The organism is Skermanella aerolata KACC 11604, assembly GCF_000936425.1.
Lineage (GTDB): Bacteria > Pseudomonadota > Alphaproteobacteria > Azospirillales > Azospirillaceae > Skermanella > Skermanella aerolata.
The window spans coordinates 1-12,839 of sequence record NZ_AVFK01000079.1; the positions used below are offsets into that span (position 1 = coordinate 1).

Below are 12,839 nucleotides of genomic sequence, written 5' to 3' on the forward strand. Positions count from 1 at the left end.
GCATCCTGGTCAGCACAGGCCGGCATGCCCACTCTGCGAACAGATTCTATAGCGCAATCTCCAGAAGACCACGAGAAACATGATGTCGGTCGGCACATGGACCCGGTTCAGCGCCGTGCCGGTGCGCTCGTTGAACCGCCGCCCGCACTCCCGGCACCGGAAACGCCGGAAGCCATGAATCGTTCGCTCCTGCCGCTCGGTGGTCGACGATGACTGGCAATGCGGGCAGTTCATGGTGGCTCTCTTGATCTCTCAAAATGGGCTGGGGAACCTATCCGTTGGAAGCGCTCTCGGCAAGCTGCCCTGAGATCTGACAGAACCCGAGCGGACGCCCGCAACGCTCGACACTCGCTGACGCGAGCTGTTCAGCGGCATCTACCGGCTGAACGGCGCGCTGCATAATCGTGCTCGGGTCCGTCAACTGCCCCAATCCTCAACCTCGGAGAGAAGGATGTCATTCTCTGGCTTTTTTCGAGTTTTGTAAGCTTTGTGATACTATATGCTGATAAACCTTGCATGCGTCTGATATCTCTGACTAGAGTCAGAGAATGAATGAACATCAGGTCAGACAAGTGCGGCACTTTAATCGCGTCGTCACGCAGCACGTGGGCGCGCTTGAAGACAGCTACCTTCAGCGAGGGCGCCCTCTCGGGCAGGCCCGGCTGCTCTACGAGGTTGGATCTGACGGCACCGACGTGCGTGTCCTGCGCGAGCGGCTCAATCTCGATTCAGGATATCTCAGCCGTTTGTTGCGCTCGCTTGAAGCTGAAGGGCTCATCCAGACCGAGGCTCAGGCAGAGAGCGACGGTCGGGTGCGGCACGTGGTTCTGACGCCGAAGGGCGTTGCCGAACGCACGACCTACGATGCGCTTTCAAATAAATTGGCCTGGTCCTTTTTGGAGTCCCTCGACTTGGCCCAGCGCGATCGACTGGTGAGCGCCATGGCCGAGATCGAACACTTGCTTCGCGCCGGAGCGGTGGACATACGTGCCGAGATCCCGGATAGCGCCGCTGCACAATGGTGCCTGGAGCAATACTTCATAGAGCTTAGCGCACGCTTCGAGAAGGGTTTTGACCCAGCCCAGAGCAACTCGGCCAGCATCCAGGAGATGATGCCCCCGGCGGGATTCTTCGTGGTCGCTTGGCTCGACGGTACTCCTGTGGGGTGTGGAGGGCTGAAGGCGGGGATGGAGGGCACCGGCGAAGTCAAGCGGATGTGGACAGCTCCGAATGCAAGAGGGCTCAAGATCGCACGCCGAGTGCTGCAGCGGCTGGAGATGCAGGCACGCGAGAGTGGCCTGACGCGGCTACGCTTGGAGACAAATCGAGCTTTGACAGAGGCTCAGGCGCTCTACCGAGCGGAGGGCTATCAGGAGGTGGAGCCGTTCAACTCCGAGCCTTATGCCCACCACTGGTTTGAGAAGCAGCTGTGAATGGTCAGTGTGGACAGGCACCGAGTGAGTTCCGCCTCAGACTGGCGAGGTTTTACGTCACAAGCCAGGTTTTCATGTGACAAAACAGGAATGTCCTCTCACACTGGCAGCAATTCTATAATCCTGACCTCTCTTTGGTAAAGATGTCCCGAAGCATTGAATGTGGAACCCGTGGGCGCGATACGGTTGCCAACTCCCAGGACCGGCAGGATAACGCATACTAAGCGCACCGCTAATGAGAAACGGCGCTATGGCCGCTGTCCTTGAGCCGACGTGAATTAGCTTGAACTTGATCTGGCACTTTGTGTTCAGGAGAGGAGCCGGGAGGGTTGCGCTACACTCACCCGATCACGACGTAGCGCGAGGATCAGCGGGGCTCCCGGTTTCAGGCAGACGGCCAGCGCGCACAGGATCGTGCGCTTGGCCTCGTCGCCTGGCACGTGGTGCAGCACGCCGAACAGCGTCGCGGCATCTAACGGCGGAACAGCCGGAACGTCGTCCACCGTGCCGAGAAGCACCTTGGTACGGTCCTGGAAACCGTTCTCCCTCACTTGGGCAACGGCCAAGTCATCATGGGCTGTGAAGGATCAACAGCGGTGAAGTGCCAGTTCGGCTCCAGGAAACCGGCCGTGATGATCTCGCGAGCCCCACGCCGGCGCCGGCAACCAGAAGACGAGCTACGGCGGAATTTGGGTGACGAGGTGTTCAGGCGGCGCTTTGTGATGTCGGCACACTAACCTCGATGCCGTCGCGGAATTTGACGCCCTGGATGATCTTGGGCAACTGATTTTCGCCCTGAAGCCGTCGCCAGGTTCTGGATGCAGCCGAGATCAGCTTGAAGACCATGAGCTTGGCAGTGTCCTGGGAAAGCGCCCCCTTAGTGCGGACCGTCCGGTGTCGAACCGTGGCGAAGACGCTTTCTATGGGGTTTGTTGTCCGCACGTTGTCAGGCGACGTGAGAAAATGGTCCATCCGCATTCCCGGTGCAGCACGAATGTACTGGAGGATGAAGATAACCATATGGGGAGAAACGTTTTTCCTCAGAGAGTGCCGTCTTCTTCGTGTCCAATTCACTGCTGCCCTGCTTCCAGCCGGTCTTGCGGTTGAGCAGGTCATCGTCAACTCTGATCGCGTGGTCATAAGGGTTCGTACTCGCGCTGCCGCAGCGTCCTGTCCCCTGTGCCGCCACCGCTCGCGCCGCGTCCATAGCCGCTATGTCCGCCATCTCGGAGATCTTCCCTGGCAGGGCCGGATCGGCCATCTCGATCTTCAGGTCCGTCGCTTTCGCTGCTCCGCTCCCAGGTGCCCGCGCCGGATCTTTGCTGAACAACTGCCGGAGGTGGCCCTGCCGAGGGTTCGACGGACCACCCGGCTCACCGAGGCGCAACGCCGCATCGCTCTGCATGCCGGCGGCGAAGCCGGCGCCCGCCTGGCGCACCAGCTCGCCATGCCGGTCAGCGGCGACACGCTGTTGCGCCTGATCCGGGCTGTGCCGATTGAACCAGCTCCGCCGGCGCGCGTAATCGGCATCGATGATTGGGCCTGGCGCAAGGGCCAGCGCTACGGCACGATCATCGTCGATCTGGAACGCAATCGGCCGATCGACCTGCTGCCGGACCGCCAAGGTGACACGGTCGCGGCCTGGCTGAAGGATCATCCCGGTACTGAGATCGTTGCCCGAGATCGCGCCGGCGGCTATGCCGATGGTATCCGAACCGGCGCTCCGGATGCCATCCAGGTCAGCGATCGGTGGCATCTCCTGCGCAACCTCAACGATGCCGTGGCGCGGGCTTTCGACCGGCATCACCGTGACCTGCGTGCGGCAACAGCGGCGGCTGCAACGGGTAAGGCTCCTGACGTACCGGCATCGGCACCCGCGACGCCTGAGGTGACCGCCATGCCGGTTCCCGAGCTGTCGCACTCGGATCGGCATGCCGTCCGCCGCGCTCGCTTCGACGAGGTGATGGCGCTGCATCACAGGAACTGGCCCATCAAACGCATTGCCCGAACCCTCGGTCTCAATCTGAAAACGGTGCGCCGATGGCTGCGATCGGGTCAGCTGCCGACCTGGGACCAGCGGTCCCGCGGCAGTGCGGTTGACGTCCACGCCGAGTATCTGCACCAGCGCTGGAACGAGGGCTGCCACAACGCGGCACAGCTATGGGACGAGATCCGCGGGCGCGGTTTTCGAGGGCAACTCCGGACCGTGCAGCGCTGGGTCAGACGCCTTCGGGATGCTGATCCGTCATCCCCCGGAACAGGGCCGTTCGAGAGAGCATGGAAGATGCCGTCGAAGCGCCGGGCCGCGTGGCTTGTGGTGGCTGATCCTGAAACAATCGATGCCACAGAGCAGCGGTTTGTCGAAACCCTGAGTGCTGCGTCGGTGGAGCTTGCCCGGATAATCGAGCTGGCGCGCGCGTTCAATGCTATGGTGCGATACCAACAGGCGGAGCGGCTGGACTCCTGGCTGGCAGCGGCGAAGGACACCGCCCTAGCCGGGTTTGCCGAAGGCCTTGTCCGCGATCTTGCGGCGATTCGGGCAGCGCTGTCGCTGCCGTGGAGCACCGGGCCGGTGGAGGGACAGATCAGCTACCTGAAGACGATCAAGCGAACCATGTCCGGTCGTGCCAAGTTCGATCTGCTGCGTCACCGGGTTCTCGAAGCCGCCTGAAATGGTGGTGCTCCAGCCCGATACCGCTGCACCGGGAATGCGGATGGACCCCATCCTGACGTCGGTTGACACTGGCCATCGAGCGCATGCAGAAAACCTGAAGCTTTGTGAGATCGCCGGCCAGTACGGCATAGGCTTCGTACCAATCCACCTGGGCTTCGCCGCCCCATTGGTAGGACTGCGCCACGTAGGTTTCCTGGATCAGCAGCCCAAGTGACCGTTTGCGGTCACGAACGTAATTGCGGACCGTCGATTCCGCGACCGCGTGGCCCGGCATCTCCGCCAGGATGCGGCGATAAATCCGACGCGCCGTATGGCGCTGCTTGCGCGGAGCCTGCCGGTCCGCCTCCAGAATGCCGTCGATGAACCCTTCGACCGCTCCCAGCACCGGCCTGGGTCGTTGGCGGTATGTGCGAACCGGAGGGATCGCGCTGTTCACCGCCTGACGCACAAGCCGGCGGTGGACACCAAACTTCCGGGCGATACCCTTGATCGTTCCAATTCCGAATTCATACTCGCGGCGCAACTGCTCGAATAGCTCCACCTTCGATCTCCTGTCCACCCCGCCTCTCCCGCTTGTTCAGCAGAAGGATGGGACGCCTCGACAAAAGGGGGGCCGAATTTCGTCAGCAAAGTGGGCCGTCATCCGATAGCAAACTCAAGCAGACATTACCGAATGGCTTGGATGGAACGGCGGTGATCGGTGAGGTCTACATACCGCGTAACAGCACAACGCCAGCGGTCTGCCGCAAGATCATTGCGGACTGGGGAAACCACGAGGGTCTAGTCCTGTGTTACGGAGATGCCTCGGGAGGATCAAGCGGCAGTGCTAAGGTGGCCGGTAGTGATTGGGCATTGATCCGTGCCGAGCTTCGTTCAACGTTTGGAAACCGGCTGCATTTCCGCGTGCCTGACGGCAATCCGAAGGTGCGTGTCCGGATCAACGCGATGAACTCACGGCTCAAGTCCGCTAGTGGAGAGATCCGGTTGATGGTCGACCCGGTGAAGGCGCCCAACATGGTCCGCGACTTGGAAGGCGTCCGGGCGCTGAAGGGCGGCAGCGGGGAAATCGACAAGGCCGCCGATCCGGCCTTGAGCCATATCAGCGATGCGCTCGGCTACTACATCGTGAAGGAGTTCCCGATCATCAAGCCGATGGTCGGTACCGGTCATGCGGTTTGGCAATAAGCGAAGTTGACTGGATACGACAACGGCCCGGATCAGTGAAGATCGCAGGCCGGTCGTGTTCCCCATGTGGGGGATAACGCTTCCAACGGGTCCAAATCTTTTCCCCGTTCTAGTACAGGCCGCCGGAAAAGCCTGACCCACCCATCGTCACTGATGCCAAAGAATACGTACATTACTAAACGCGGCTAGGGTTACGGACTTCCAGCGGGCTGAACTAGTTTTCGTTCCCCGTCAGGGGATAGTTGGCTGAAAGCTATTTTCTGCTTCCAATGTAGTTGCCGTTCCCCGTCAGAGGATAGGTTTTAGATCGCACGCTCGACGTATGAAGTCAAGGCCACTTGCCACAGGCTCTAAATCCCCGTTCCCTCATCATGGATAGGCCGCAATCACTGGAAACCGGGCAGTAAAAAGCCCGATTGAGAAACCATAGCCAATGCGGGCCACGTTAAGGACCACCCCACGTTCGAAGGGCGGCATAAATTTTCCTTGACAGCAAAACACGTTGTAACTACATTCGTCGTTATTGGATGTAACGACAGCCTAGGCACAGGTTCCGTTACATACAATAAAATGTACAAAAAACATAAAAATACTGCCCGTTCTACAGGAAAGACAGAAGCCGCCATGAGCTATCACACAAAAGTCCACCGATCACTATCAAGAGTAGGCTATCTCTATGACCGAGTACAAATGGGATGAATCGAAAAACCAAAAGAACATCAAGGAACGCTCTTTATCATTCGACACAGCCAAACATATTTGGCTTGGCGAAGTGATACAGACACAAGATATCCGTAAGAATTACGGTGAGGATAGATATATTGCTATTGGAGAAGTGGATAGCGTTGTTCTAGTAGTCGTCTACACATGGCGAGGAACAAACAGACGCATTATTTCTGCTAGGAAAGCGAATGATGCTGAAAGACAAAGATATCACCAAGCGGTCTCTCGCAGATCCTGACCACGGAGGTACGGATTGGAAGCGTTTGAATTCGCTCACCGACGCAGATATCTCTGCGTCGGTTGATGCCGATGATGACGTTGCTCCGATCCTTGACACCTCTTGGTTCGAGGCTGCGGCAGAACAGCTACCGACGAAGGTCCAGCTCACGATCCGGTTCGATCAGGACGTGGTGGATTTCTTCAAGGCTCAAGGGCCGAAGTACCAGACACGCATGAATGCCGTGTTGCGTGCGTTCATGGAGCACTCCCAGCGTTCACGCTAATGGCTCACGGGAGTTGGCCGTGCACGACAATCCAACCCGACAGTGAATCTCCCGCCTGAGACATATCCTCAAGGCGGGCGATTTTCTGACCGTGGAATAGCTTCTAAGCTTTTCCGCCTCCTGGAACCCGGAAACACCTAGAACCGCATAGGCGGCGCTCTGGCGGGCGCGCGTTCCATCAGGCGGTCCGTCGGATCTGGTACCACGCACTACGGCATCGGAGCCAGAAGGCCCGATGCCTGAACTGGGATCGGTTCAAGGCCCTCGTCCTGCGCTATTCCCTGCCGTTACCCCAAAATCACTCGGCCATGGGCGGGGAGGTCTGCATGACGTGGGTGACCCTCGGGAAGAGCCGGGTGCGGGAAAGCCGCACGCCCGGATCTGTGAGGGCGAAAGCCGAATGGCTGAGCTACTCGACCGCAATCCAGCTGAAGGATCGAGCCGATCAATCCTTCCGTCTGGCGCAGCGCCAGGTGGAACACCGCGCGGAGTGTCAAAGCTGTCGTGATCGCCAGATCCGAGTAGTGCGGCTGACCGCCCGGCGTGGTGCGCGGCGCCGCTTTCCAAGCGGCGATCGCCTGATCCGTAAACCACACGGTCAAACTGCCCCGCTGCCGCAGCGCCTCATTATACGCTGCCCAATTCGTCACGCGTCGCTTCGGCCGTGCAATGTGGTGGCGACGGTCGGCATTGTATTTATGCGGCATGAAGCGAGATCCGGAGCATCGAAACGGACTGTCCCCTACGCCATCCCGCCCATTCGGTTCTGTCAGATCTCAGGGCAGCTTGCCGTGAGCGCCCCCAGCGGATAGGTTCCCGGGCCAGTTTTGAGAGAACGAGAGAGCCGTCATGAACTGCCCGCATTGCCAGTCGTCGTTGACCACCGAGCGGGAGGGCCGAACGGTTCATGGTTTCCGGCGCTTCCAGTGCCGGAAGTGCGGGCGGCGGTTCAACGAGCGAACCAGCACGGCGCTGAACCGGGTTCAGATCCCGACCGACATCGTGTTTCTGGTCGTCTTCTGGCGGCTCCGTTACAAGCTGAGCCTGCGCGATCTTGCGGAGATGTTCCTGATCAGAGGCATCGTGTTCACCCATGAGGCGGTTCGGGATTGGGAGGCCAAGCTTGCGCCGACGCTGGCCGAAGGTCTGCGCAAGCGGCGGGCCGGCAAGGCTGGTCGGTGCTGGCACGTCGATGAAACCTACCTCAAAGTCACCGGGGAGTGGTGCTATCTGTATCGGGCGATCGACCGCGACGGCAACTTGGTCGACGTCTATCTCAGCGAAACCCGCGATATGGCCGCCGCCAAGGAATTCCTCCGCTCCGCCAGATCCGTCACCGAGGTCGAGCCCGAGCAGATCACCACCGATGGCCACACCAGCTATCCCAAGGCCATCGCCAAGGAACTCGGCACAGACGTCGATCACCGCACCAGTCAGTATAAAAACAACGTGCTGGAACAAGATCACCGAGGGGTGAAAGGGCGCTATCGGCCGATGCGCGGCTTCAAGAATTTCGATGCGGCTCACCGCTTCTGCCGGGCCTTTGATGAGGTCCGCAACTTTCTGCGACCGGCTACCTACATCAACCAGACCATCCCGCTCGCCCATCGGCGGGTCATCCACGTGCAGCGCGTGGCTGCACTGCAGGACCTGATCTCCGCCGCCTGATACAGCTTCTGGTAGTCAAACGTCTGTCCGCTGCGCAACTGGCTGTCGCTGCCTAATAGATCAGTTTAGAAGTTCATGAGGAGTAGCGCGGGTTCCCAGGTCGTGTTGTCGGATAGATCCGTTTAGAAGGAGAGGGGTTCTGTTTAGAAGTTGAGACTGGATCAGGTTAGAGGTCTTGAGTCGACCGCATTCCGCCAAGGGCCTGACGGGCGTGCCGGACGCTGCCTGGGAAACGGCCCGGCGGCGTGAACAAATCGTTCGGGCCCTGCTTCAGAACCCGGTGGCCTACGGTGCCCGCAGTGAGGCTGTGGCGGCCGCGGCTGCTGAGCTGGACGTGACCATTCAGTATCTCTACCGGCTTATCAAGGTCTATGAGGCCGACCCCAGGACGCGGTCGCTGCTGCCACGGTCACCCGGCCCTCCAACGGGTATCCGTCGGCTGGACAGCCGGGTCGAGGCGATCATCGAGGACGAGATCCAGACGCGCTACCTGGACCTTCTGAAGCCGAGAAAATCTCTGCTGGTAAAGGGCGTCCAAGCCCGCTGCACACAGGAAGGCCTGGCCAAGCCAGCGCGCGAGACAATCAATGCTCGCCTGGCGGGGATCAGCAAGCGCGAACAAGCCAAGCGGCGCCACGGGGCCAAGAAGGCGCGGGACGGGTTCGATCCGATCCGCGGCTCCCTGGAAGCGGAGCGACCCCTTGGGATCGTCCAGATCGACCATACGCCGACCGACGTGATGGTGGTCGAGCCGGACACCCTGGAGGTGATCGGGAGGCCGTTCATCACGCTGGCCGTCGATGTCCGGACGCGGATGTACTGCGGCTTCTACCTGACCTTCGACCCGCCGTCGGCGGCCAGCGTGGCGGCGTGCGTGGCGCATGCCGTGATGGATAAGGGCGACTGGCTGGCCGCGCGTGGCCTTCCGTCCAAATGGCCGGTGTCTGGCCTGCCCGAGGTGATCCACGTTGACAACGGCAAGGAATTCCACTCGAAGGCGTTCACCCGCGCCTGCGAGGACTATGGCATCGAGGTTCGATACCGGCCGCCGGCGACGCCCCATATGGGCGGGCACGTCGAGCGCCGGATCGGCCATCTGGCGCAGGAACTGCACCTGCTGCCGGGATCGACCTTTTCGAACATCAAGGAGAGGGGCGCCTATGATCCGGAGGGTCATGCCTGCCTGACCATCCGGGAGGTGGAATGGCTGGTGGCCAGCGTCATCCTAGAGCACCATGCGACGTTTCATGAGGGGATCGGCACGTCCCCGGGCGCCAAATGGGACGACGAGGCGGCGGGCCGGACGTTTCGGATGCCGGCCGATCCGCGGACTTTCCTTCGTGACTTCCTGCCTTTCGAAGAGCGCGTGGTGCAGCGCGACGGCATCCATGTGTTCGGCATTTCCTACTGGAGCGATGCGCTGACGCCGTTTCTTCACGACAAGAAGAAAGTCATGGTCCACTACGATCCGACCAACCTGTCGAAGGTTTTTGTCCGGGGTGTGTCCGGCGAGTACGTCGAAGTGTCTTACCGGAACCTTCGGCGTCCGGCCATTTCAAAGTGGGAACTTCGCGCGGCAACGCGCGCCTTGCGCCGTCAGGGCCGGGCCGGTGTCGATGAAGGCATGATTTTCGACATGGTGCTGGCGCGCCGGAGGATGGTGGAGGAAGCCAGCGGCCGGAGCCGGCGGGCGCGGCTGGAACGGGTCCGGGGAGCACGGCCGGGACTGGCGATCACTCCGGGCGATGAGGGGCGGACGATCCCTGGCGAGTACCGGATCGTTCCGGACGAAGGCAATGTCGGGGGCGACAACGAGGACACTCCCCTGGTGCTGCCCTATTACGAAACCGAGGACTGGGATGACTGACCCGCATGGGCATCTCGGAGCCTCGGCGCTGGAGGTGATCGCCTTGTCGCCGGAGGAGCGGATTGCCAGGATTCAGGCACGCCGCTTCACCGAATATCCCCGATGCCGGCTCGTCCTGGATCTCATGCGCGAGCAGATCGGCCTGCCGGGCGGCGTGGCCAAGCCCAACCTGCTGGTCTGGGGGGAGTCCGGACAGGGCAAGTCGACGATCATGGCGAAACACCTGCGGGACCATCCGGCGTTGTTCGACAAGCAGGCGGGCGTGCGGCGGACGGCGGTTGTCGGCATGGAAATGCCGCCCATGTGCGATGTCCGCTGGCTCTACACGGATTTGCTGCGCGCGATCGATGCGCCGGTCACCGAAGTCCGGGGCAACCTTCCGCTGATCGCTGAGCGGGTGGCGTCGCTTTATCGCCTGACGGGGGTGCGCCAGATCCTGATCGACGAAGCCCATAACATGCTGATGGGAACGCTCCGACAACAACGGATCATGCTGACAGTGATCCGGCACCTGACCAATGAACTGAAGATCCCGCTGGTGCTGTTCGGCATTCAAGACGCGCGCGAAGCCCTGATGCACGATCGCCAGCTCATGCGCCGCTTCCGGTTCGTCGAGCTGCCGATGTGGGGGGCGGGGGAGGAGTTTCGGGCGCTGGTCGGCAGCATCCTGCGGGCCCTGCCGTTGCGCCGTCCCTCGCCCTTGACGAACCGTGCGCTCAAGGTGCTGTTGTCCCACACCCATGGCGGGACCGCCGCGCTGTTCGAGGCCCTGGTCGACCTAGGCATCGAGGCCATCCGGACGGGCGAGGAACGGATCACGCCCGAAATGGTGTCCGACTACGTCGATCCGCCGGTTCCGGCGTGACCGGGCCGGAGATTTTCTCGTCCCTGCCGGCATTGCCGGTCGTTCCTTTGCCCGTCCCCGGGGAATCGCTGGGCAGTTGGGTAACGGCCGTCGCGCAGACCTATGGGATGCCACTGGCCGAATATCTCAGGCGCCTGGGAATTCCCCACCGGCGTGGTGCGGCGGCCACCGAGCGCACCGAGCGGGATCTCGTGGTCCGGCCCTGCCCCGCCGTCATCCAGGCGCTTCAGGCCGACACGGGGGTTGCCACACCGGTGCTGCTGGGGATGACCTTTGACGGTCTGGATCGTGACCTGGAGGAAGCCTGCCACCGGCATCACGCCCCCTGTCCAGCCTGTGACAAGGATGCCGGACAGCCAGCGAGACGATCGGTTAGGCTGCTGTCAGCGCGGGCGGCCTGGCGTGTCGTTTGCCCGGTTCATCTTCCTATCCCCCGGTCGGATGAGGTGGCGCCGGGGATTCCCCTGGCTTCCATTGACGAACAGCTGCGGACGATCCTGGGTTTTCTCGACCGGGCGGCCTTTGACCGGACAGCCTTCGCGGATCTGGTCGGCATACGGCTGGCGTCGGCGATCACGGTCGGTGCGTTCGTCCGCTTCGTCTATCTGCTGAACGCCCATCTCCGCATCCGGATCACGGGCTTCGACACGATGCGCGACCGGGCTGAGTTCCGGATCGTGGGCTGCTTCGACCGGAACGAGGGCGGCGCCCCCATGCCGCTGCCGGCGGCGGAGCGCAACACGCCTGCACTGTCCCTGCTCCTGGCCTGGCAGTTGACCATCGATCCCCTGCGCACCCTGTTGACCGGGATGCGGACACTCCATCCTGTCCGGCGTAAGTCGATGCAGGACATTGCCCAGGTGACGGGCCTGCTCGATTTGCTGCTGGAGATCTGGCTCGGTGAAATCCTGGCCTCCTTGTTGGCAAGCGGTTCCATGTCGATAGGCCAGCAACCTGGGAACGAGGGCCATGCCGCCCTTGCCGTTGCCTTGACCGACCATCGCCGGAACGCCCCCGACCATGACTTGATCCTGGCGGAGGCTGGCTGGAACCATGCGGCCCTGATCGGTCTCCTGTTCTCCGGCGAGTTCCCCCGACGAACCCAGCGGCTTTCGCAGTTTGCAAACATTGGCCCCTTCCAGTATCGGCACGTGGCAGCGGGATTGAGGATGGCGTCGGCGGTTCAACGGCGGCGGCAGAAGGTGTGGGCAAACCGCGCCTGGGACAAGCGGGCCGGCCTGCAGCAACTGCTGTCGGAACCGAAAAGGCCAGCCCGAGGGAAGGCCGCTGCATCCCGACGTCCACCGGAGGCGCGGCGAGACCCCGACCCCCCTGTTCCCCCGAGTGCCCGGATCGTGGAGGCTGTTCAGGTTGTCATGGCGGCGCATGTGTGGCTTTTCCTTAGCGATTGCGCTTATTCCTTAACGACTTCAACGATCCCTTAGTCACTGCAATTGTTTCTGCCGAGGAACGCCAATCCCTGCCATGTCCGCCGCCGTCCGGTGATCCGCGAGGGCAGTGGGCGCGCCGGGGGAGCGCAGAGCCTGATCGTCGGCGGTCACAGGCCGGCGGCCCTGGTCAGGTTGATGCGGAAGCGGTCGCGCCGGCGCTGGTAGCGGCGGGTCATCTCGGCGGTGGCATGGCCGAGGTGGCGCTGGACGGTGCGCTCCTCGGCCTCGGCCGAGGTCGCCAGGCCGGCGCGCAGCGAGTGGCCGGCGAACAGCCGGCGCCGCCGGCCCTCGGGCAGGTCGCCGCGGACGCCGGCGGCCAGCGCCAGGCGCTGGACCAGACGGACGACGTGCTTGTCCGACAGCCGGTCGGGCAGCACCCGTTTGCCGTCGCGCGAGACCCGGCGGAACACCGGGCCGTGGGCGATCCGGCCCAGGCGCAGCCAGGTTTCCAGCGCCGCCACCGGGCAGGT

General features: G+C 62.1%; 14 protein-coding genes and 1 pseudogene. 9 read left to right on the plus strand and 6 right to left on the minus strand.

Annotation, left to right across the window (positions count from 1 at the left end; genetic code table 11):
- Positions 1-9: 9 nt before the first annotated feature.
- Positions 10-234 (minus strand): hypothetical protein, encoded by a 225-nt coding sequence (locus tag N826_RS43895; RefSeq protein ID WP_157599416.1) that lies wholly within the window; start codon positions 232-234, stop codon positions 10-12.
- A gap of 314 nt (positions 235-548) precedes the next feature.
- Between N826_RS43895 and N826_RS36595 the strand changes: the two genes are divergently transcribed.
- On the plus strand, positions 549-1,433 hold the full coding sequence (locus N826_RS36595; protein ID WP_044437335.1) for a bifunctional helix-turn-helix transcriptional regulator/GNAT family N-acetyltransferase: 885 nt from the start codon (positions 549-551) through the stop codon (positions 1,431-1,433).
- 308 nt (positions 1,434-1,741) lie between these two features.
- On the opposite strand, the gene N826_RS41010 is transcribed toward N826_RS36595, so the two are convergent.
- Both N826_RS41010 and N826_RS36605 read right to left on the minus strand, forming a co-directional pair.
- Positions 1,742-1,999, minus strand: a complete 258-nt coding sequence (locus tag N826_RS41010; protein WP_052832726.1) for a class I SAM-dependent methyltransferase — start codon at positions 1,997-1,999, stop codon at positions 1,742-1,744.
- Positions 2,000-2,138: 139 nt separating this feature from the next.
- Positions 2,139-2,378, minus strand: a pseudogene (locus N826_RS36605) (IS256 family transposase); the annotation flags it as partial.
- 61 nt (positions 2,379-2,439) lie between these two features.
- Here N826_RS36605 and N826_RS36610 point away from each other — a divergent pair.
- A complete protein-coding gene (locus tag N826_RS36610; protein ID WP_147041274.1) occupies positions 2,440-4,104 on the plus strand; it encodes an ISL3 family transposase in 1,665 nt (554 codons plus the stop codon).
- Here the strand turns inward: N826_RS36610 and N826_RS43900 are convergent.
- Complete coding sequence (locus N826_RS43900; protein ID WP_147041275.1) at positions 4,037-4,666, minus strand: hypothetical protein; 630 nt, start codon at positions 4,664-4,666, stop codon at positions 4,037-4,039. The two genes, N826_RS36610 and N826_RS43900, sit on opposite strands and share 68 nt — an antisense overlap.
- A gap of 29 nt (positions 4,667-4,695) precedes the next feature.
- On the opposite strand from N826_RS43900, the gene N826_RS43905 reads away from it, so the two are divergent.
- The 3 genes from N826_RS43905 (at position 4,696) to N826_RS36630 (ending at position 6,518) form a co-directional block, all read left to right on the plus strand.
- Positions 4,696-5,292: a hypothetical protein gene (locus N826_RS43905; RefSeq protein ID WP_147041276.1), complete on the plus strand. Its 597-nt coding sequence runs from the start codon at positions 4,696-4,698 to the stop codon at positions 5,290-5,292.
- 676 nt (positions 5,293-5,968) lie between these two features.
- The gene (locus tag N826_RS42500; RefSeq protein ID WP_084721503.1) at positions 5,969-6,253 is read left to right on the plus strand and encodes a BrnT family toxin; all 285 of its coding nucleotides are present in this window, start codon (positions 5,969-5,971) and stop codon (positions 6,251-6,253) included.
- The gene (locus tag N826_RS36630; protein WP_052832727.1) at positions 6,204-6,518 is read left to right on the plus strand and encodes a BrnA antitoxin family protein; all 315 of its coding nucleotides are present in this window, start codon (positions 6,204-6,206) and stop codon (positions 6,516-6,518) included. Before N826_RS42500 ends, N826_RS36630 begins: the two co-directional genes overlap by 50 nt.
- A gap of 287 nt (positions 6,519-6,805) precedes the next feature.
- Here N826_RS36630 and N826_RS42505 read toward each other — a convergent pair whose 3' ends face one another.
- Positions 6,806-7,225 carry a transposase gene (locus tag N826_RS42505; RefSeq protein WP_373866661.1) on the minus strand — a complete coding sequence of 140 codons (420 nt, stop codon included), beginning with the start codon at positions 7,223-7,225 and terminating at the stop codon, positions 6,806-6,808.
- Positions 7,226-7,367: 142 nt separating this feature from the next.
- Between N826_RS42505 and N826_RS36635 the strand changes: the two genes are divergently transcribed.
- The 4 genes from N826_RS36635 (at position 7,368) to N826_RS36650 (ending at position 12,363) form a co-directional block, all read left to right on the plus strand.
- A complete protein-coding gene (locus N826_RS36635) occupies positions 7,368-8,186 on the plus strand; it encodes an IS6 family transposase (RefSeq protein WP_044437343.1) in 819 nt (272 codons plus the stop codon).
- 175 nt (positions 8,187-8,361) lie between these two features.
- Positions 8,362-10,053: a Mu transposase C-terminal domain-containing protein gene (locus N826_RS36640; RefSeq protein ID WP_052832728.1), complete on the plus strand. Its 1,692-nt coding sequence runs from the start codon at positions 8,362-8,364 to the stop codon at positions 10,051-10,053.
- Positions 10,046-10,918: a TniB family NTP-binding protein gene (locus N826_RS36645; RefSeq protein WP_044437345.1), complete on the plus strand. Its 873-nt coding sequence runs from the start codon at positions 10,046-10,048 to the stop codon at positions 10,916-10,918. The genes N826_RS36640 and N826_RS36645 overlap by 8 nt, the downstream gene beginning before the upstream one ends.
- Positions 10,915-12,363 (plus strand): TniQ family protein, encoded by a 1,449-nt coding sequence (locus N826_RS36650; RefSeq protein WP_044437347.1) that lies wholly within the window; start codon positions 10,915-10,917, stop codon positions 12,361-12,363. Before N826_RS36645 ends, N826_RS36650 begins: the two co-directional genes overlap by 4 nt.
- Before the next feature lie 113 nt (positions 12,364-12,476).
- Here N826_RS36650 and N826_RS36655 read toward each other — a convergent pair.
- The coding region (locus N826_RS36655; RefSeq protein ID WP_157599417.1) for a site-specific integrase at positions 12,477-12,839 on the minus strand (363 nt) is incomplete at its 5' end.

Bases quoted from the DNA above. Each gene is read 5' to 3' on its own strand.
- N826_RS42500 (WP_084721503.1), top strand. From the start codon at position 5,969: ATGACCGAGTACAAATGGGATGAATCGAAAAACCAAAAGAACATCAAG.
- N826_RS36595 (WP_044437335.1), top strand. From the start codon at position 549: ATGAATGAACATCAGGTCAGACAAGTGCGGCACTTTAATCGCGTCGTC.
- N826_RS42505 (WP_373866661.1), bottom strand. From the start codon at position 7,225: ATGCCGCATAAATACAATGCCGACCGTCGCCACCACATTGCACGGCCG.
- N826_RS36645 (WP_044437345.1), top strand. From the start codon at position 10,046: ATGACTGACCCGCATGGGCATCTCGGAGCCTCGGCGCTGGAGGTGATC.
- N826_RS36630 (WP_052832727.1), top strand. From the start codon at position 6,204: ATGATGCTGAAAGACAAAGATATCACCAAGCGGTCTCTCGCAGATCCT.
- N826_RS36635 (WP_044437343.1), top strand. From the start codon at position 7,368: ATGAACTGCCCGCATTGCCAGTCGTCGTTGACCACCGAGCGGGAGGGC.
- N826_RS43905 (WP_147041276.1), top strand. From the start codon at position 4,696: ATGGGACGCCTCGACAAAAGGGGGGCCGAATTTCGTCAGCAAAGTGGG.
- N826_RS43895 (WP_157599416.1), bottom strand. From the start codon at position 234: ATGAACTGCCCGCATTGCCAGTCATCGTCGACCACCGAGCGGCAGGAG.
- N826_RS36610 (WP_147041274.1), top strand. From the start codon at position 2,440: ATGAAGATAACCATATGGGGAGAAACGTTTTTCCTCAGAGAGTGCCGT.